This is a genomic window from Pseudomonas sp. NFACC14, assembly GCF_900106885.1.
In the GTDB taxonomy this organism is placed as follows: domain Bacteria; phylum Pseudomonadota; class Gammaproteobacteria; order Pseudomonadales; family Pseudomonadaceae; genus Aquipseudomonas; species Aquipseudomonas fluorescens_AA.
The window spans coordinates 1-18422 of sequence record NZ_FNOA01000027.1; the positions used below are offsets into that span (position 1 = coordinate 1).

The window sequence follows — 18422 nt, forward strand, 5'->3', positions numbered from 1 at the left end:
CGGAGTACATATCCATTGCTGCGGTAACGGCGGCTTATGGTTCCGCTCTTACAGCGGGTCACTTTTGGCAAACGCCCCAAAAGTAACCAAAAAGTCTTTGCCCCACCACTCGGCACCTCGCCTAGGCTCGGTGTGCCCTCACTCCGGCATTGCTCCGTGGGCCCGCCGCGAAGGGCCATCCATGGCCCAGCGCGGCTATCCCGGCATCCATGCCGGGATGCCCACTGCGCAATACCTGCGTTCGGCCAGCGTGGTCAACGGGGCCCCCAGATCAAAAGCCCGCCGAGGCGGCCTTATAGCCGACCTGGTTCTTTGGTCGTCCCCCGATCCAACTGTGGGAGCAAAGCTTGCTCGCGAGGCGGCCTTATAGCCGACCTGGCTCTTGGCCGTCCCCGATCCAATTGTGGGAGCGAGCTTGCTCGCGATGGCGTCGGCTCAGCCTGCATCAATGAAAGCGCTAGCCCTTGGCATCAGGCGCCGCTATCTCCCTGGTTTCCAGATGATCCAACGCCCGCTCGACCAACAACTGCACCCCATCGGCCATGCGGCTGATTGCCAGGGCGACGCAGCGGCGTGAGTCATCCACGTCGTCAGCCAGGTCGGCGGCGATGGTGCTGATGGACAGCAGGTCTTCGGAGGCGTTGGCGAGCAGGGTTTCGGTGTCGATGTGAGGAGCAACGATGAAGAGCTGGCTTTTGTCGGTTTCGGGTGGGGCAGAGGGTTTGGGGTTGAGGTAGTAATCGAGGGCGCGAGTGGCGGCGTCTTCGAGCTTTTTTTCTTCTTGCGCTTCGACGCGGGATTTGTGGCCGTTTTGTGGCGGATTTGGAGTGACCTTGAACATATCTATGTACCAGAGTTGGGGTAGACATCCTTTCGCTTGCATTCGAAGAGGTGGCAACTGTGCGTAGGTGTGCAAGACCGGCTGGTACCCCCGGCAGACCCGAAGGTCTCCCACGCACAATCGCCATAACGGACGCGAGCATAGAAAAATGCTCGGTCAATAGCCATGACCAATTGCGTACCAATCCGGACTTGCACGTCCGTGTCACCGTTTTTTGCGATGACGAACAAAGGTTAGCGGTGCCCCAGAGCCCTGCCTAGTTCACGAACAGCCCGGCGTGTTGAAGGAAATGTCCGAGGGTTGGGCAGGGGAAAGGGATCAAAAAATCGCAGCCTTCGGCAGCTCCTACAGAAACCGATGTAGGAGCTGCCGAAGGCTGCGATCTTTTGACTTCAGGTTTCGTGACTTGGCAGTCATCTTTCGCGAAAACCAGCTTATCTTCCGACAATGCGATCCGATGATGGCGTTGTGCCGAGGAATCGCTAAACTGCCAGCCATTGATCTTTTCTCACGAGGCTGTGCCCATGAAATTTCGTTTTCTGCTGTGGATGCTGGGGTTGTTGATGGGCAAGGCCAGCCGGACCAATCCGGCGTTCCAGCAGCAGTTGGGCGACAAGGAGCTGGTGTTCCAGCTGCAAACCCTGGACGGCAAGGTCGCCCGGCATTTCACCGTGAAAAACCAGCGCATCACCAGCCAGTCCGGCAATTATCCGACCCCGGCCTTTGCCATCGCCTTCAAGGACGCCGCCTATGGCTTCGCCACGATGCAGGCCAAGAACAAGCAGTTGGCGTTCATGACAGGGATCCAGGACAAGTCGATCCAGATCAAGGGCAACCCGGCGCTGGTGATCTGGTTCCAGGGGCTGACCAAGTATCTGAAGCCGAAGAAGGCCAAGCCTAAGGCTTGATCGGGTTTGGCCTGAAAGGCCATTGATTTGGCCGTCAGGGATCATGGTGACTGTCAGCTCTGACAGGTGTGCGGATCGGTGTTTGGGCGCTCCATTGATGAAACCCGCGTGGTTTCATACACCTTGATGGAGTGACGATCATGGCCCAGGCACCAAGCGCCGTTCAGGCTGGCACGCTCGACCCGACCTTTGCCGAAGAGGGGGTGCTGACACTGCCGACTCCCGATTTAACAGGCTATCGCACGCTAGCCATCCTGCCGCTGGCTGAAAACAAACTGCTGATCACCGTGCTTTTACCGGGAGACCCCGCCCCTATCAGACTGGCGAAAGTGAACGAGGATGGATCGCTCGATATGGAGTTTGGTGGCGCCGGGACGGGCTTGGTGGAATTCTCCATCAAAAATACAGATATGGAGGTCTACCAACTCTGCGGCCTGGGCGATGGTGGATGGTTGGTGATCGGTCAATTTTCATCGTTCGAGCAGAGCGGCGCTTATGTCGTGCGATTCCTGGAGGATGGGCGGCTGAATACATTCTTTGGCGAGGACGGTGTGCGCTTGCTTCCGTATCGTAATGAGCCAAGGGATGAAGGTAAGGAAGATGGCCCGGTGACTTTCAGTCGGCGGGACCCAGAGCCCTCCGCAGGGGTTGCGCGATCTTCAGGCAATCAGGGCGTCTCTGCCGTTGTGCAGCCGGATGGAAAGATCGTTCTGCCCAGTTGGGTAGAGTTCGGCTCTTCGCCAGGGCAATGGGCGGTGCTTCGTCTTAACCCGGATGGCTCTACCGACGACACGTTTAACGGGAGTGGATTCGTGGTTATCGAACTTCCCGGTATTCCCCGTACCCCTGCCAGTATCAGAAGTGTTGTCCTTCAAGCAGATGGCCAGGTGCTGGTTTGCGGGGAGTATTCTTCCCAAGACACTCCGGATTCCAACGGTATTTATGTAATACGTCTGGATGTAACGGGACGTCTCGATACCAGTTTCAATGGCGGTGTCGGCGTTGTGACCGTTGCGAATCCTACTTTCATGAATGCGAATGCGATGGCGCTACGAGAAAGCGACGACGCGATTGTTGTTGTCGGGGATATTTGGCGCGACCAATACAGGCATGGGCTGATGTTCGTGTTGAGTCGCGATGGATTCTTCGATTTTGCGTTCAATAGCGGGCAGCCGCTGTTCTCTAGGTTGGTGGGTCAGGGGCATGACTGGTATTGCTGCGCATGGCAGGCAGACGGTTCCATTCTTGTCGGGGGCAGTACCGGCAGAGGGGTTGTGGAAGAGGGCGTGTCAGCGCTCACCGCGCGGTTCCGTTCCGATGGTTCGCTGGACCTGACCTTCAACGGCACTGGCTTTGTGCTTTTTGACGAAGAAGGACAGTACGAGACGGTCGAGGATATGGCGCTAATGCCAGACGGACGGATCGTCGTTGGCGGTTTTGCGCGGCTACCCGGCCCGGTTTGGTCCCGCATTATTGGAAGCTGGATCCTTCGCTATCTGGCTTGAGTGGGGCGAGGGAGCAAGGTGAAAGCCGCAATCACTCAATCAAATTGAGCCAGGGTTTGGCTTAACGGGCCTGGACCTTATCTCTAAAAAGTAATGCGAACTGTCATCCCTGACAGGTGTAGACGCGCCTGTTTAGGGATTTCATGAGGTTATATCCACCTCAAGAGACACAGAACCATGACTCAACCAACACGCACCGGAGCAGCAGGCACTCTGGATCCGAGTTTTGCCGATAAGGGTGTATTGAAGTTTCCAACTCTCGAAATTTCTGGGGTTTATACGGAGGCCCTCCTGGCGTTGCCCAATAAAAAAATGCTCCTGGGTATGACTTTATTGGGAGAAATTGGCCAACGCCCCACCGTAGTAATGAAACTGGATGAGGATGGTTCGCTCGACACTGAATTTGGTAGTAAGGGGTCCGGTTTCGTCGAGATTCCTATAGAAGGAGCGGAGTTGGATATCAGAAAGCTCTGCGGCTTGGGCAATGGCGGTTGGCTGGTAATGGGCCGGTACGCGCTGCCTGGCTCTTCAGGCCTGTACCTTGTGCGATATCGCGAAGATGGGCAGGTGGACACGTCATTCGGGGAAGAAGGTGTGCGCTTGCTTCCCAGCACTGGCATGGACGACCCCGGGGATGTCGGGATAGGCAGGGAGGCACTTGGGTCGAGGGATAAAGGGCATTCCACGGGAGCGCCACGAACCTCCGGCGGTAACGGAGCCACTGCGGTCCAGCAATTGGATGGGAAAATCCTTTTGGTCAGGGGGATGAGAACCGAGTCTGGCCAGAGGAAAGGGACTGTACTGCGTCTTAACCCGGATGGTTCAACCGACTACACGTTCAACGGGTCGGGCGTTGCGATTGTCGAGCTTGAAGGCATTGGTGCTGGGGACAACGTTGCCAATGTGGTGGCTGTCCAGGCGGATGGCAAGGTGCTGGTCGGTGGTGACTTTGATTTGGCAGGGCAAAATGTCGGAGGCGTGTATGTGACGCGCTTCGATGCCATGGGACGCCTCGATAGAAGCTTCAATGGCGGGACTGTGACCGTTCGCAACTCTAGCCTTATGTACTTGAGGGCTATAGGCATAAGAGAGGCCGACGGCACTATTGTCGCGGTAGGTAGCGCAGCGCGCGCTGGTGTACGCAATGGATTCATATTCGTATTAAGCGAGGGTGGATTCTTCGATTTCAATTTCAATCGTGGGCAGCCGCTGTTCTCTTCGCTGGTGCCTCAGGGCTTGGAATGGTGGCGTTGTGTATTGCAAGCAGATGGTTCGATCATCGTCGCCGGAACCACGGGCAGGGGGTTTGCTACCGAAGAGGCGAAGGTGCTGACGGCACGTTTTCTTTCTGATGGGGCCTTGGACCCAGCATTCAATGGCAGCGGTTTTACGATTTTCGACGAAGACTTGACGTTTGAAAGCCTGCAAGACATGACCAGGATGCCAGACGGGCGGATCGTCGGGTGTGGGTTAACGTGGATAGATTTGGACCCCTGGGCCGGTATTGGGGGAGGGTGGGTGATTCGTTACCTGGCTTGAGCCATGAGCAAAGCCAGGTAAACCTCCGTGACGAAGGAGCGAGCGACTGCTAAGCAGTCGAGCGGGAGCAAGCTCCCTCGCCACAAAAGCTCGGTGACACAGCGACCCGGTGCGGCGCTCAGCTGTGAAACTGCGAAGCCAGTTCCCGCAGCAGCACTTCTGCTTCCAGCACCTTGCTGACCACGTCGTTGGCCTTTTCCCGGGTCAGGCCGACGCGTTCGAGCAGGGCATCCGGGATGTCTTCATCTGGGCCCGAGCCGATGCTGCGGGCCCGCAGCAGGCGCACGGCCAGGCACACCAGGTTCGGGTAGGCGGCGAATTCGCCGTCGTAATGCGGGTCGTGCTGGAAGCGCAGGGCGGTGGCCAGTTCTTCGGGCATGTCCCAGTAGCGCATCAGCCAGGCGCCGATCTGCTCGCGGCTGATGCCCAGCAGGTGTTGTTCCACGTAGCTGTGGCACAGGTGCGGGTTGACCTCCAGGTGCCGACAGATCAGCGAGAAGTGCGGCGGGAACACGTGGGCCAGCAGCAGGTAGCCGAAATTGTGCAGCAGGCCGGACAGGTAGGTCAGGCCGCCTTCGGGCCGCTGGGCGCGCGGCATGGCGCGGGTCAGGCCTTCGATCACGGCGGCGGTGTAGATCGACTGGTGCCAGTACGGCGTGGTGTGTTGCGGGTGGTCCTTGGGCAGGCTCAGGGTCTTGCCCAGGGCCAGGCCCAGCGCCAGGTTGATCACCAGGTCGAAGCCCAGTACCCGCACGATGGCGTCTTCCACTGAGCGAATCTTGCCCGGCGACGCGTAGTAGGGCGAGGCGGCCCAGCTCACCACTTGCGCGGCCAGGGCCGGGTCGGTTTCCACCACGCCGGTGATGTCATCGATGGTGGCGTCAGGGTCGACCCGCAGCTTGATGATTTTTTGCGCGGTTTCAGCCAGTGGCGGGATCTCGATGGTTTCTTCCAGCCGCTGCTGGATACGCCGGGCGGTGAACGCCTGCACCGCCTGGGTGATTTCCGCGCGGTCGTCGTGCGGGCGGTCCAGGTTGGGGGTGATGTTGCTCACGGCTTCGCCGAACGTCGCGGCGCTGGCCTTGGTGAGCATGGTCTTGAACGCTTCGCTGGTCACTTCCAGCAGCAGCCCCGGCTCGCCGGAGTTGATCAGCAGCTTCGGTTCGCGCAGCAGGCTTTCTTCGTACAGGCACGGTGAGCTGGTCAGCGCCGGCAGCCCGGGCAGCAGGCTCAGGCTGTGTTTGCCGAGCATGCGCTCCAGGCGTTCGGTCGGCACCGCCGTGAGCTTGCGGCCGGTGAGTTCGGCCAGGCGGTTGAGGTCCAGCAGCTGGCTTTGCGGAAACAGCACCATGAGCGCGCCAACGGCATCGTGCAGCAACACCGCCTGCACTTTGCGGGCAGGGTTCAGGCCGGGTCGTTCGAGTACTTCGTCATAGCCGATGCCCAATTTCTCGAGCAACAGCCGAATAACAGACGGAGCGTGCGGGGCTTCGGGGACGAGGGCAGCTTCTGTCATGGTCTGTATCCGTTTTCCTACAAGTTGGTCAGTATAACCAGCTTGTCCTGCACGCGGGTCTGGAAAACTGAGCGCGTGCTCACACTTGGCCGTATTGCTGCCCATGACGCAGCCAGCGATCCAGCAGCGGGCTGACGTGGTCGGGCCAGCGTTCCAGCAGGGCCTGGGCGGCGTCGCGTACGGCGGGGAGCAGATCGGCGTCGCGCATCAGGTCGGCTACCTTGAATTGAAGCAGACCTGTCTGGCGTGTGCCGAGCATTTCACCGGGGCCGCGCAATTCGAGGTCTTTTTCGGCGATGACGAAACCGTCGTTGGTTTCGCGCATGATCCCCAGCCGTTGGCGGCCGATCTGCGACAGCGGCGGGTGATAGAGCAAGACGCAATGGCTGGCGGCGCTGCCCCGGCCCACCCGGCCGCGCAACTGGTGCAACTGCGCCAGGCCCAGGCGCTCGGGGTTTTCGATGATCATCAAGCTGGCATTGGGCACGTCGACGCCCACCTCGATCACCGTGGTGGCGACCAGCAGTTGCAGGGCGCCGGCCTTGAATTCAGCCATCACCGCGGCTTTCTCGGCGGGCTTCATGCGGCCGTGGATCAACCCGACCTTCAATTCGCCGAGGGCGGCGGTGAGGTCCTCGAAGGTGGTTTCGGCCGCCTGGCAGGTCAGTTCTTCCGATTCTTCGATCAACGTACACACCCAATAGGCCTGCCGACCCTCGGCACAGGCGCTGCGCACGCGCTCGATCACTTCCACCCGTCGGGTATCGGTGACCAACACGGTATTGACCGGCGTGCGGCCGGGAGGCAGTTCGTCGAGGATCGAGGTGTCGAGGTCGGCGTAGGCGCTCATCGCCAGGGTCCGCGGGATCGGCGTGGCGGTCATGATCAATTGATGAGGGCACATCCGCCCACCGACGCCTTTCTGCCGCAGGGCCAGGCGCTGTTGCACGCCGAAGCGGTGCTGTTCGTCGATGATCACCAGGGCCAGGTTCTTGAACTGCACTTCGTCCTGGAACAGCGCATGGGTGCCGACCACCATCGGTGCGCCCTCGGCGATCTGCGCCAGGGCGGCGGCGCGGTTCTTGCCCTTGAGCTTGCCGGCCAGCCAGGCGACTTCGATGCCCAGCGGTTCGAGCCAGCGCTGGAAGGTGATGAAGTGTTGTTCGGCGAGGATCTCGGTGGGCGCCATCAGCGCCACCTGATAACCCGCCTCCAAGGCCTGCAGCGCGGCGAGGGCGGCGACCACGGTCTTGCCGGCGCCGACATCGCCCTGGATCAGCCGCAGCATTGGCTCGGGCTGGCTCAGGTCGTAGGCGATTTCGTTGCCGACCCGTTGCTGGGCGCCTGTGGGGGTGAAGCCGAGGTTGGCCAGGTAACGGGCCGGCAGGTCCCTGGCCTTGGGCATGGCCGGGGCGCGCAGGGAACGCAGGCTCTCGCGCAGGCGTTGCTGGGACAGTTGATGAGTCAGCAGCTCTTCGAACGCCAGGCGATGCTGGGCCCAGTGATGGCCGAGGGCGAGTTCGTCCACGTCGGCGTCGGCGGGTGGATGATGCAGGTAGCGGATCGCGTCGGCCAGCGGCGCCAAGTGGTAGTCCCGGGCCAGTTCCGTGGGCAGCCAGTCGGGCAGGCTGCTGGGGCCGAGCAATGTCAGGGTTTGCTGGCAGAGCTGGCGCAGGCGTTGCTGGGTCAGGCCTTCGGTGAGCGGATAGACCGGGGTCAGGGTTTCATCCACGGGCGGCGGTTCGTCGCCGGTAATGCTGCGGTATTCCGGGTGATAGATCTCCAGCCCCGACGCCCCGGGCCGTGCCTCGCCGTAGCAGCGCACGCGGGTGCCACGCTTGAGGCCTTCCTTTTGCGCATTGCTGAAGTGATAGAAGCGCAGGCTGAGCCCGCCGGTGCCGTCCTGCAGGCGCACCACCAGGCTGCGGCGGCGGCCCATGACCACGTCGGCGCCGCTGACGGTGCCTTCGATCACCGCGTCCTGTCCCGGACGCAGATGGCCGATGGGCACCACGCGGGTGCGGTCCTGGTAGCGCAACGGCAGGTGGAACAGCAGGTCCTGGAGGGTTTCCAGGCCGACCTTGGCCAATTTCTCGGCCATGGCTTCACCGACACCCTTGAGTGTCGTGACCGGCACCTTCGACAGCTCAGTCATGACAGCGGCTTACTTGCCAGCGGGCGGCTTGGCCACGGAGCACAGGCGGATCGAGTCGGCGAGGATTTCGATGGCCTTGGGCCGCGGGAAACTGGCGCGCCAGGCGATGGCGACGGTACGGAACGGCACGGGCGGCGTCAGCGGGCGGACTTCGATCACGCCGGGGGAGTAATGGTGGCTGTCCACCGCCGACAGCGGCAGGATCGAGATGCCCAGGCCGGATGCGACCATGTGGCGAATGGTTTCCAGGGAGCTGGACTCCACCGTGGTGTGCTTGGCCCCTTCGCTGCCCTTGGTCAGGGTCGGGCAGGCTTCGAGCACCTGGTCGCGGAAGCAATGGCCTTCGCCGAGCAGCAGCAGGCTCTTGTCGTTGAGCAGGGCCGCGTCGATGGTTTTTTTCTGGGTCCAGGGGTGCTCTGCCGGCATCAGGACGTAGAAGGGTTCGTCGTAGAGCGGCAGGGTCAGGACGTCGGCTTCGTTGAACGGCAGGGCGATGATGATCGCGTCCAGCTCGCCGTTGCGCAGCTTGTCGCGCAGCACGTGGGTGAAGTTTTCTTCGATGTACAACGGCATCTGCGGGGCGACCCGGTGCAGTTGTGGAATCAGGTGCGGGAACAGGTATGGGCCGACGGTGTAGATCGCGCCGACTTTCAGCGGGGCGGTCAGTTGATTCTTGCCGGCCTGGGCCAGTTCGCGGATGCCTTGGGCCTGCTCCAGGACCTTTTGTGCCTGGGCGACGATGCCTTCACCCACCGGGGTCAGGCGCACGGCGCTTTTGCTGCGCTCGAAAATCAGTACACCGAGTTCGTCTTCAAGTTTTTTCACGCCCACCGATAGCGTCGGCTGGCTGACGTGGCAACGCTCGGCCGCATGGCCGAAATGCTGCTCTTGGGCGAGGGTCACGATGTAGCGTAATTCTGTGAGGGTCATGGCGAGCGTCCGTGAAGTTGCGAGCCAAGCATACCGGCTGCAATCGATAGACGCACGTTATCAGACTGGGGGCGCGGTGTGACACTGTCGAATGTGTGTGTGGTCAGGGATTTATTCAAGGATATGGAATTGTCTGTGGAAGCAAGGCTTGCCCGCGATGAAGTTGACGCGGTGTTCGCTGGAGCCGAGGTGCCTGTATCGCGAGCAAGCTTTGCTCCCACAGATGCCCTGGTGCCCACAGATGCCGCGGCTCCCACATTGCCTTTGCTCCAGAAGGCCTCTTCACCAGAAACAAAAAAGCCCCTGTTAAGGGGCTTGCAAATATGCGATCAGCGCCGGCGCTTGTCGATGGAGTACACAAACGGTGCCGTCAGTTCGATGGTGCCGTTGGTCAGCAACTCCGCCGGTGGCTTGGGCAGCGGTTGGGCGCGGCGGATCATTTCCAGGGTGGCCCGGTCCAGCAACTCCGTGCCGGAACTGCCCACCAACTCGAATGACAGCACGTTGCCGTCGGCATCCACCACGAAACGCAAGCGGTTGGTGCCTTCCTTGTTCATTTGCTGGGCCCTGGGCGGGTACTTCTTGTACTTGCCCAAGTGCGCCAGCAGCGTGCCCTGCCAATTGGCCTTGGCGGCCATTTGCGCCGGTGACGGTCCGGGCGCCGGTTGCGCGGACTTCTCGGTCGGTGCCTGGGTCGGCTGGGTGTCGCTCGGTTTCGGCTCCGACGGCTGTTCCTTCGGCGGCTCCGGCTTTTTCTCGACCACGGGCTTGGGTTTGGGCGGTTGAGGCTTGGGCTTGGGCTTGGGCTTGACCGGCTTGGGCACGGCGATTTCCGGCTTCGGCGCTTCGGCAAGCTTGGGCAGCGGCAGCTCTTCGACCGGCTCGGGCGGCGGCGGCGGTGTGACGACTTTTGGCGGTGCCGGCGGTGGCGGGGCTGGCACTGGCGCCAGTTCGACCATCATCGCCTGGGGTGGCAACTCGATGGGCGCGCGCGAGGTCCAGTTCAGCGCCAGGGCGATGGCGAGCGCATGCACGCCCAGTACCACCACCAGGCTACCGCTGTAACGCGTCAGCTTTTGGCGCGTCGTGATCATTTCTTGGGCGCCGTCTCGAGTCCGACCAGGCCGACCTTCAGGTAGCCGGCGCTTCGCAGGGCGTCCATCACGCTCATCAGGTCGCCGTAGTCCACGCCTTTATCGGCCTGGAAGAAGATCGTCGTGTCTTTCTTGCCCTGGGTCTTGGCGTCGAGGGTCGCGCCGAGGGTGTCGGCCTTGACCTCGTCTTCACCCAGGAACAGGCGCTGGTCGGCCTTGACGCTGAGGAACACCGGTTTTTCCGGCCGCGGCGAAGGCTTGGCCGTCGACGCCGGCAGGTCGACCTTGATGTCCACGGTGGCCAGCGGGGCGGCCACCATGAAGATGATCAACAGCACCAGCATCACGTCGATGAACGGCGTGACGTTGATTTCGTGGTTCTCGGCCAGATCGTCGTCTGCGCCTTCTTTCAAATGCAGGCCCATGGCCGATTACCCCACTTTCACCATGTGCGGTTGCGAGCTGCGCTCGGACGGCAGGTGATCGAGGTCACGGCTGACCAGCAGCAGGACTTGCGCCGAAGCGTCGGAGACCTGGGCCTTGTAGCCGGCAATGGAGCGGGCGAAGACGTTGTAGATCACCACGGCTGGAATGGCCGCGACCAGGCCCAGTGCCGTTGCCAGCAGGGCTTCGGCGATGCCTGGAGCGACGACGGCGAGGTTGGTGGTCTGGGTCTTGGCGATGCCGATGAAGCTGTTCATGATGCCCCACACGGTGCCGAACAGGCCGACGAAGGGGGCGGTGGAACCGATGGTGGCGAGCACGCCGGTGCCGCTGCTCATGTTGCGACCGCAGGCGGCGACCAGACGCTCCAGGCGGAAACTCACGCGCTCCTTGATGCCTTCTTTCTCGCGGCTGTTGGCCGACAGGCGCATCTCTTCGAGCGCGTCATGCACCAGCAGGTTGGCGAGGGTGCCTTCCTTCGCGGCGGTGGCGCTGGCTTCCTTGAGGGTGGCGGCTTTTTTCAGGGCGGCGATTTCACCGCGCAAGCGACGCTTGGCACCCAATAGCTCGAAGCCTTTGGCAATCCAGATGGTCCAGGTGATGATCGAGGCGATGGCCAGGCCGATCATCACGATTTTCACGATGATGTCGGCGTTCTTGTACATGCCCCATGGCGACAGGTCGTGGGCCATGCCCAGCGAGTTGTCGGCTTCGAGCGCTTCAGGTGCCTGGGCCTCGACGGCTTGGGCCGGATCGGTGGCGACCGGCGTCGCAGCGGGAGCGGCCGGGTCTGCCGGTGCCTGGACGGCGGCCGGGGTCGTGGCTGGGGACGTGGCGGGCGTCTGCGCATCGGCGAGCGCGGCGACAGGCGCCAGCAGCAGGCTGAACAGCAGGGCGGCTACCGTGCTCCAGGCACGAGGTCGGTTGGTTGGCGAAGCGGGGGATAGAGAGCGTTTCATGCTGGCCGGACCTGAGAAAAAAAGAAGGTTGATGTTCTTCCAGGCCTCGTGGGCCGAGAACAAAAGTGGCAGGCATTATTGCAAGTAATTCTTGTTAACAAAAGTAATACAGTTACTTTTTTTGTCCGATGGCTAGCCGCTCGTCCATCTCGGAGGCTAGTCTGCGGCTTTGCCAGAGGAGTTCTTGATGTCCGCGCCTTCTGTTTTGATCGCCGGCTGCGGTGATATCGGCGGCCGCCTGGCCCGCCAGTTATTGGCCGCACATTGGCAGGTCCATGGCCTGCGGCGTACGGTTTCGAGCCTGCCGGCCGGCGTCATCGGGGTGGCGGGGGATTTGTTCAGCGAGCAATGTCCTGCCGATTGGCCCACCGGGTCGCTGGATTACCTGGTGTACAGCGCCGCGGCCACCGACCATGACGAAGCGGGCTATCGCACGGCTTATGTCGAAGGGTTGCAGCATGTGTTGGGCTGGCTGGAGCAGCACGGGCAACGGCCCAAGCGCCTGCTGTTCGTGTCCAGCAGCAGTGTGTATGGGCAGCAGGCGGGGGAATGGGTCGATGAAACCTCGCCCACCGTGGCCGGTGGCTATTCCGGCCGGCTGATGCTCGAAGCCGAACAAGTGGCCCTGGACAGTGGCATACCCGCCAGCCGCGTGCGCCTGACCGGCATCTATGGGCCGGGCCGCGAATGGCTGCTGAACCAGGTACGCCAGGGCTACAGCGTGGTGGAGGATCCGCCCCTGTACGCCAACCGCATCCACGCCGACGACGCGGCGGGCCTGCTGGCCTTTCTGCTGGAAGCCGATCGCCAGGGCAAGCCCCTGGAAGACTGCTACATCGGCGTCGATGACGCTCCCGCCGCGTTGGCCGACGTGGTGGGCTGGCTGCGCGACTACCTGGGTGTCACCCAATGGGCCGAAAACGCCAGCGTCCGCCGCGCCGGTAGCAAACGCTGCAGCAACGCCCGGGCCAAGGCCCTGGGCTGGTCGCCGCGTTATCCGAGTTTTCGCGAGGGGTATGCGGCGATTCTGGAAGGGCGCTGCTGATTCGCCTGACACCCCCCAAAACAAACTGTGGGAGCGAGCTTGCTCGCGATGAGGCCCTGACAGTCAACATCAAGGTTGGCTGTTATACCGCTATCGCGATCAAGCTCGCTCCCTCAAGGTATCGGGCTACTGCTTTTCGAGCACCCACTGCCGGTTGCCCGGCGTGAACGACGGCATTTCATCGGCCAGCGCCGCATTCACGGTCTGGAAAATTTCCAGGGTCTTGCCGTTGCGGGCAAAGATCCAGGTGTTGCCCTGGCCGTTCTGTTGCAGCCAGATGTTGTCGTTGCCACCGCTCATGGAGGCGCAATCGCCGGCCAGGCACAGGGCGTAACGGTCGGCGCCCGGCAGGCCGCTGACCTGGCCGTCGGGCTGGAATTGCACGGTGGCGCCCTGGCCGGGGCCGCTGGCGATGTTCCAGGTGCCGCCCAGGTAGGCGGCATACAGCGCGCGTTCGAAACTGGCACCGATGGGGGCGCCTTCCGGTACCTGGAGTTGCGCGCGGTCGAACACCTGCTGCGGTTCGTTCTCGGTGGCGGCCTGGCTCAATTGATTGCCGTCGCGCTTGAGTTCGCTGGCGGAGCTGCCGTAGAAATCGACTTTCCACGTGCCGTCTTCTTCGCCCAGCAGCTTGCCTTCGACGTTTTCAAAACCATTGGTGTAGCGCGCCTGGCCGGCCCGGGTGTTGATGTCCCATTCCAGGTTCGGGCCATAGCCTTGCAGCGCTTCGCGCAGCGGGCCGCCCTTGGCGGCAGCGTCGATGGCCGCCTGGTTGATCCAGGTGCCGCTGATGTCACGGTCGGCAGGGTCGCTGGCGCAGCCGCCCAGGAAAAGGGCGAGCAGCGAGAAAGCAAGCGCTTTGCGCATGGTGGAATCCTTTCAAGACGAAAACGGCGCAGCGGGGGAGGCTGCGCCGACCTTATTACTCGATGACCAGGATGGCATCCATCTCAACCTGCGCGCCCTTTGGCAGGGCCGCCACGCCAATGGCGGCGCGGGCAGGGTAAGGCTGGTCGAAGTACTTGCCCATGATCTCGTTGACCTTGGCGAAGTGGCTCAGGTCGGTGAGGAAGATGTTCAGCTTGACGATGTCCTTGAAGGAACCACCGGCGGCCTCGGCCACGGCCTTGAGGTTTTCGAACACCTGCACGGTCTGGGCTTCGAAGCCTTCCACCAGCTCCATGGTCTTCGGGTCCAGCGGGATCTGGCCCGACATGTACACGGTGTTGCCGGCCTTGATCGCCTGGGAGTAGGTGCCGATGGCGGCTGGGGCCTTGTCGCTGGTGATAACGGTCTTGGTCATTGAGGACTCCTTGTAAGGAATAGAGCTATTGAGGCGCTATGCGCGCATGCGGGTGATGCGGATAACGCCGGTCAGGGCGCGCAGCTTCTTGATCACGCGGGCCAGGTGCACACGGTCGTGCACGCTGACCACCAATTGGACGACGCTGATGCGGCCATCGCGCTCGTCCATGCTGATTTTTTCGATATTGCCGTCGGCGGCGTTGACGCTGCTGGCCAGCAGCGCGATCAGGCCGCGCTGGTGCTCCAGCTCGACCCGCAGCTCGACGTTGAATTCACCGGTGACATCCTTGGCCCAGGAGAGCTGGATGCATTTTTCCGGGTTGTGGCGGATTTCGCTGATGTTGCGGCAGTTGTCCAGGTGCACCACCATCCCCTTGCCGGCGGACAGGTGGCCGACAATCGGGTCGCCCGGGATCGGCGTGCAGCACTTGGCATAGCTGAGCACCAGGCCTTCGGTGCCACGAATCGCCAGCGGGCCTTCGGGGCTTGGCAGTTGTTCGCCTTCGCCAAGCAGGCGGCGGGCGACGACATAGGCCATGCGATTGCCCAGGCCGATGTCTTCGAGCAGGTCTTCGATCAATTCGAGGCGGTATTCGTGGAGCATCACCTGCACGCGCTCGCCCGGAATCTTGTCCAGGGAGCTGTCGAAACCGTTCAGGACCTTGTTCAGCAGGCGTTCGCCGAGGCTGATGGATTCGGAGCGGCGTTGCAGTTTCAGCGCATGCCGGATGTGCGTACGGGCCTTGCCGGTGACCACGAAGTTGAGCCATGCCGGATTGGGCCGTGCGCCGGGGGCACTGACGATTTCCACCGTGGAGCCGCTTTGCAGCGGTTCGGACAGCGGTGCCAGGCGCCGGTTGATGCGACAGGCGATGCAACTGTTGCCGACGTCGGTGTGCACCGCATAGGCAAAGTCCACGGCCGTGGAGCCTTTGGGCAGCTCCATGATCCGGCCTTTGGGGGTGAAGACATAGACCTCGTCCGGGAACAGGTCGATCTTCACGCTCTCGATGAATTCCAGGGAATTGCCAGCGCGCTGCTGCATTTCCAACACACCCTTGACCCACTGCCGGGCGCGGGCGTGGGTGCTCTTGGGTTGTTCGTCACCGCTGGATTTGTAGAGCCAATGGGCGGCGATGCCGTTGTTGGCCATCTCTTCCATTTCGCGGGTACGGATCTGGATTTCGATCGGGACGCCGTGCATGCCGAACAACGTGGTGTGCAGCGACTGGTAGCCGTTGGCCTTGGGGATCGCGATGTAATCCTTGAAGCGCCCCGGCAACGGTTTGTACAAATTATGTACAGCACCCAGTACGCGATAGCAGGTGTCGACCTTGTCGACGATGATCCGGAACGCGTAGACGTCCATGATCTCGTTGAAGGCCCGACGCTTGCCGCGCATTTTCTTGTAGATGCCGTAGAGGTGTTTCTGCCGGCCGCTGACTTCGCCTTCGATGCCGTCGATGGCCAGGCAGTGGCTCAGGGACTCTTCGATCTTGTTGACGATTTCCTTGCGGTTGCCCCGGGCGCGCTTGACGGCCTGGTTGATCCGCGCCGAACGCATCGGGTGCATGGCCTTGAAGCCGAGGTCTTCGAACTCGATGCGGATCGCGTGCATGCCCAGGCGATTGGCGATGGGGGCGTAGATTTCCAGGGTTTCCTTGGCGATGCGCCGGCGTTTTTCGCCGGACAGCACTTCCAGGGTGCGCATGTTGTGCAGGCGGTCGGCGAGCTTGACCAGGATCACGCGGATGTCGCGCGCCATGGCCATGGCCATCTTCTGGAAGTTCTCGGCCTGGGCTTCGGCCTTGGTCTCGAAGTTCATCTGGGTCAGCTTGCTGACCCCGTCGACCAGTTCGGCCACGGTTTCGCCGAACTGCGCTTGCAGCGCTTCCTTGGCAATGCCGGTGTCTTCGATCACGTCATGCAGCATCGCCGCCATCAGGCTCTGATGGTCCATGTGCATGTCGGCCAGAATGTTCGCCACGGCAAGCGGATGCGTGACGTACGCCTCGCCGCTGCGGCGGCGTTGGCCGTCGTGGGCTTGTTCGGCGTAGAAATAGGCTCGGCGGACCAGGTTGACCTGGTCCGTGCCGAGGTAGGCCGATAAGCGATCGGCGAGGGCGTCTATGCTCGGCATGATGACTCCTGCCGTTCGCTGTGACCCCGCGCCGTGCTACGTCGACCAGGCATAGGCTTAGACCGCCTCGTTGGACTCGTCCTCGAACGCTGCGAACAGCGGTTCGTCTTCGACGATTTCAGCGTTGGCGATGAACTCGTAGCTCATCAGGCCCTCGGCGATTTCACGCAGCGCTACCACGGTAGGCTTGTCGTTTTCCCACTGGACCAATGGCTCTTTGCCGCCGGTGGCCAGTTGACGGGCACGCTTGGTAGAGAGCATGACCAGCTCAAAGCGGTTTTCCACGTGTTCTAGGCAGTCTTCAACGGTTACGCGGGCCATGGTATTCCTCGGAGCGAATGCAATATGCGCGCTGCCCGGTTGGGCGAGCGGACTCGACAGTTTAAAAAAACACCAGCGTTTAGGGAAGCGCTGATTTTTTAACCAAACCCCTCGGCGCGCTGCGAGTACCAATGTAAAGCCGTCGCAGCGGTTTTGGGAAGGGCTGTTCAGCCCAGCAGTTCGGCCAATAATTTACCGAAACGTTGCTGCTGGCGTTTCTGCTGCAGCTGGCTGGCGCGGAAAATCGCCTTCAGGTCGTCCAGCGCGTGGGCGAAATCGTCGTTGATGATCAGGTAATCGTAGTCGACGTAGTGGCTCATTTCGCTGACCGCTTCACGCATCCGGCCTTCGATGATTTCGTCGCTGTCCTGGCCGCGGTTGGTCAGGCGCTGGCGCAACGCCTGCTGGCTCGGCGGCAGGATGAAGATCGAACGGGCCTGGGGCATGAGCTTGCGTACCTGCTCGGCGCCTTGCCAGTCGATTTCCAGGATCAGGTCATGGCCTTCGTCGAGGGTCTGCTGCAGATAGCTTTGCGAGGTGCCGTAGAGGTTGCCGAAGACTTCGGCGCGTTCCAGGAAGTCGCCGTGTTCGGCCATTTTCACGAATTCTTCGCGGTCGACGAAGTGATAGTTCACGCCGTTCACTTCGCCCGGGCGCATGGCACGGGTGGTGTGCGAGACCGAGACGCGGATCTGCGGCTCGGCGTCGACCAGGGCCTTGACCAGGCTGGTCTTGCCGGCGCCCGAGGGCGCGGAAATGATGTAGAGAGTGCCAGTGCTGTGGGTCATGTCGGGTTAGCCTTACTCAATGTTCTGCACTTGTTCGCGCATTTGTTCGATCAACACCTTGAGGTTGACCGCCGCCTGGGTGCTGCGCGGGTCGAAGGCTTTGGAGCCCAGTGTATTGGCTTCGCGGTTGAGCTCCTGCATCAGGAAGTCCAGGCGGCGACCGGCCGCACCGCCGGACTTGAGCACCCGGCGAACTTCGATGATGTGGGTGCTCAGGCGATCCAGTTCTTCGGCCACGTCGCTCTTTTGCGCGAGCATGACCATTTCCTGTTCCAGTCGTTGCGGGTCCAGCTCGGCCTTCATGTCGGCGAAGCGATCGAGGACTTTCTGGCGCTGGGTGGCGAGCATCTGCGGGACCAGCTCGCGCAGGGTGCTGACGTCTTCTTCAATGGAGGCCAGGCGCTCGTTGATCAGCCGGGCCAGCTCCGCGCCTTCACGCTCGCGACCGGCCTTGAGTTCTTGCAAGCCTTGGTTGAACAGCGCCAGCGCCTCGGCGTTCAGCGCTTGCGGGTCGCTCGCGTCACCCACCAGCACGCCGGGCCAGGCCAGGACCTCCAGCGGGTTCAGGGCGGCGGGGTTCTTGATCAGGCTGGCGACGGTTTCGGCGGCGGCAACCAATTGCGCGGCACGCTCGCGGTCCACTTGCAGGGTCTTGCCGGTATTTTCTTCGGTGAAACGCAGGGTGCATTCCAGCTTGCCCCGGGACAGGCCCTGGCGCAGCGCTTCGCGCACACCGCCTTCCAGGTCGCGGAAGGACTCGGGCAAGCGCAGGTGCGGCTCCAGGTAACGGCTGTTGACCGAGCGCAGTTCCCAGCTCAGCGTGCCTTGGGCCCCGGCTTTTTCGACGCGGGCGAAGGCGGTCATGCTGTGCACCATGGAGGTTCCTCGCAATGCAGGCCGCCCGACGGTGGTCGTGGGCCTGGGATCTGTGG

Annotated in this window: 17 protein-coding genes; 4 read left to right on the plus strand and 13 right to left on the minus strand. The window is 62.0% G+C overall.

What is annotated here, in order from left to right; genetic code table 11:
• Positions 1-457: 457 nt before the first annotated feature.
• Positions 458-841: a DUF6124 family protein gene (locus BLU85_RS26570; RefSeq protein WP_092204782.1), complete on the minus strand. Its 384-nt coding sequence runs from the start codon at positions 839-841 to the stop codon at positions 458-460.
• A gap of 524 nt (positions 842-1365) precedes the next feature.
• Here BLU85_RS26570 and BLU85_RS26575 point away from each other — a divergent pair.
• The 3 genes from BLU85_RS26575 (at position 1366) to BLU85_RS26585 (ending at position 4793) form a co-directional block, all read left to right on the plus strand.
• Complete coding sequence (locus BLU85_RS26575) at positions 1366-1749, plus strand: helicase (RefSeq protein WP_092204781.1); 384 nt, start codon at positions 1366-1368, stop codon at positions 1747-1749.
• 140 nt (positions 1750-1889) lie between these two features.
• Positions 1890-3254, plus strand: a complete 1365-nt coding sequence (locus BLU85_RS26580; RefSeq protein ID WP_092204780.1) for a delta-60 repeat domain-containing protein — start codon at positions 1890-1892, stop codon at positions 3252-3254.
• 177 nt (positions 3255-3431) lie between these two features.
• Positions 3432-4793, plus strand: a complete 1362-nt coding sequence (locus BLU85_RS26585) for a hypothetical protein (protein ID WP_092204779.1) — start codon at positions 3432-3434, stop codon at positions 4791-4793.
• A gap of 118 nt (positions 4794-4911) precedes the next feature.
• Here BLU85_RS26585 and BLU85_RS26590 read toward each other — a convergent pair whose 3' ends face one another.
• The 6 genes from BLU85_RS26590 to exbB form a co-directional block, all read right to left on the minus strand.
• Entirely contained in the window at positions 4912-6309 is a 1398-nt protein-coding gene (locus tag BLU85_RS26590; protein WP_092204778.1) for an aminoacyl-tRNA deacylase and HDOD domain-containing protein, read from the minus strand.
• 79 nt (positions 6310-6388) lie between these two features.
• Positions 6389-8464, minus strand: coding sequence for an ATP-dependent DNA helicase RecG (gene recG / locus BLU85_RS26595; protein ID WP_092204777.1), 2076 nt, complete (start codon positions 8462-8464; stop codon positions 6389-6391).
• Between the two features lie 9 nt (positions 8465-8473).
• Positions 8474-9394 carry a hydrogen peroxide-inducible genes activator gene (locus BLU85_RS26600; protein WP_053126577.1) on the minus strand — a complete coding sequence of 307 codons (921 nt, stop codon included), beginning with the start codon at positions 9392-9394 and terminating at the stop codon, positions 8474-8476.
• A gap of 329 nt (positions 9395-9723) precedes the next feature.
• Complete coding sequence (locus tag BLU85_RS26605) at positions 9724-10488, minus strand: energy transducer TonB (RefSeq protein WP_092204776.1); 765 nt, start codon at positions 10486-10488, stop codon at positions 9724-9726.
• Positions 10485-10913, minus strand: coding sequence for a TonB system transport protein ExbD (gene exbD / locus BLU85_RS26610; protein WP_060740040.1), 429 nt, complete (start codon positions 10911-10913; stop codon positions 10485-10487). The genes BLU85_RS26605 and exbD overlap by 4 nt, the downstream gene beginning before the upstream one ends.
• 6 nt (positions 10914-10919) lie before the next feature.
• A complete protein-coding gene (gene exbB / locus BLU85_RS26615) occupies positions 10920-11891 on the minus strand; it encodes a tonB-system energizer ExbB (RefSeq protein ID WP_092204786.1) in 972 nt (323 codons plus the stop codon).
• Positions 11892-12078: 187 nt separating this feature from the next.
• Here exbB and BLU85_RS26620 point away from each other — a divergent pair, with 187 nt between their 5' ends.
• Positions 12079-12936, plus strand: coding sequence for an SDR family oxidoreductase (locus tag BLU85_RS26620; RefSeq protein WP_092204775.1), 858 nt, complete (start codon positions 12079-12081; stop codon positions 12934-12936).
• A 126-nt stretch (positions 12937-13062) separates the two neighbouring features.
• Here BLU85_RS26620 and BLU85_RS26625 read toward each other — a convergent pair whose 3' ends face one another.
• From BLU85_RS26625 to BLU85_RS26650, 6 genes are all read right to left on the minus strand, one after another.
• Positions 13063-13803, minus strand: a complete 741-nt coding sequence (locus BLU85_RS26625; protein ID WP_092204774.1) for a hypothetical protein — start codon at positions 13801-13803, stop codon at positions 13063-13065.
• Positions 13804-13858: 55 nt separating this feature from the next.
• Entirely contained in the window at positions 13859-14239 is a 381-nt protein-coding gene (locus BLU85_RS26630; protein WP_014340863.1) for a RidA family protein, read from the minus strand.
• Positions 14240-14275: 36 nt separating this feature from the next.
• Positions 14276-16381, minus strand: coding sequence for a bifunctional GTP diphosphokinase/guanosine-3',5'-bis pyrophosphate 3'-pyrophosphohydrolase (gene spoT / locus BLU85_RS26635; RefSeq protein ID WP_053126562.1), 2106 nt, complete (start codon positions 16379-16381; stop codon positions 14276-14278).
• Between the two features lie 57 nt (positions 16382-16438).
• Positions 16439-16702, minus strand: a complete 264-nt coding sequence (gene rpoZ / locus BLU85_RS26640; RefSeq protein WP_003177259.1) for a DNA-directed RNA polymerase subunit omega — start codon at positions 16700-16702, stop codon at positions 16439-16441.
• Positions 16703-16869: 167 nt separating this feature from the next.
• Positions 16870-17490 (minus strand): guanylate kinase, encoded by a 621-nt coding sequence (gene gmk, locus BLU85_RS26645; RefSeq protein ID WP_092204773.1) that lies wholly within the window; start codon positions 17488-17490, stop codon positions 16870-16872.
• A gap of 12 nt (positions 17491-17502) precedes the next feature.
• Complete coding sequence (locus tag BLU85_RS26650) at positions 17503-18366, minus strand: YicC/YloC family endoribonuclease (protein WP_092204772.1); 864 nt, start codon at positions 18364-18366, stop codon at positions 17503-17505.
• Positions 18367-18422: the final 56 nt, after the last annotated feature.

Coding starts and splice junctions, on each gene's coding strand:
- BLU85_RS26570 (WP_092204782.1), bottom strand. CDS start 841: ATGTTCAAGGTCACTCCAAATCCGCCACAAAACGGCCACAAATCCCGC.
- BLU85_RS26575 (WP_092204781.1), top strand. CDS start 1,366: ATGAAATTTCGTTTTCTGCTGTGGATGCTGGGGTTGTTGATGGGCAAG.
- BLU85_RS26580 (WP_092204780.1), top strand. CDS start 1,890: ATGGCCCAGGCACCAAGCGCCGTTCAGGCTGGCACGCTCGACCCGACC.
- BLU85_RS26585 (WP_092204779.1), top strand. CDS start 3,432: ATGACTCAACCAACACGCACCGGAGCAGCAGGCACTCTGGATCCGAGT.
- BLU85_RS26590 (WP_092204778.1), bottom strand. CDS start 6,309: ATGACAGAAGCTGCCCTCGTCCCCGAAGCCCCGCACGCTCCGTCTGTT.
- recG (WP_092204777.1), bottom strand. CDS start 8,464: ATGACTGAGCTGTCGAAGGTGCCGGTCACGACACTCAAGGGTGTCGGT.
- BLU85_RS26600 (WP_053126577.1), bottom strand. CDS start 9,394: ATGACCCTCACAGAATTACGCTACATCGTGACCCTCGCCCAAGAGCAG.
- BLU85_RS26605 (WP_092204776.1), bottom strand. CDS start 10,488: ATGATCACGACGCGCCAAAAGCTGACGCGTTACAGCGGTAGCCTGGTG.
- exbD (WP_060740040.1), bottom strand. CDS start 10,913: ATGGGCCTGCATTTGAAAGAAGGCGCAGACGACGATCTGGCCGAGAAC.
- exbB (WP_092204786.1), bottom strand. CDS start 11,891: ATGAAACGCTCTCTATCCCCCGCTTCGCCAACCAACCGACCTCGTGCC.
- BLU85_RS26620 (WP_092204775.1), top strand. CDS start 12,079: ATGTCCGCGCCTTCTGTTTTGATCGCCGGCTGCGGTGATATCGGCGGC.
- BLU85_RS26625 (WP_092204774.1), bottom strand. CDS start 13,803: ATGCGCAAAGCGCTTGCTTTCTCGCTGCTCGCCCTTTTCCTGGGCGGC.
- BLU85_RS26630 (WP_014340863.1), bottom strand. CDS start 14,239: ATGACCAAGACCGTTATCACCAGCGACAAGGCCCCAGCCGCCATCGGC.
- spoT (WP_053126562.1), bottom strand. CDS start 16,381: ATGCCGAGCATAGACGCCCTCGCCGATCGCTTATCGGCCTACCTCGGC.
- rpoZ (WP_003177259.1), bottom strand. CDS start 16,702: ATGGCCCGCGTAACCGTTGAAGACTGCCTAGAACACGTGGAAAACCGC.
- gmk (WP_092204773.1), bottom strand. CDS start 17,490: ATGACCCACAGCACTGGCACTCTCTACATCATTTCCGCGCCCTCGGGC.
- BLU85_RS26650 (WP_092204772.1), bottom strand. CDS start 18,366: ATGGTGCACAGCATGACCGCCTTCGCCCGCGTCGAAAAAGCCGGGGCC.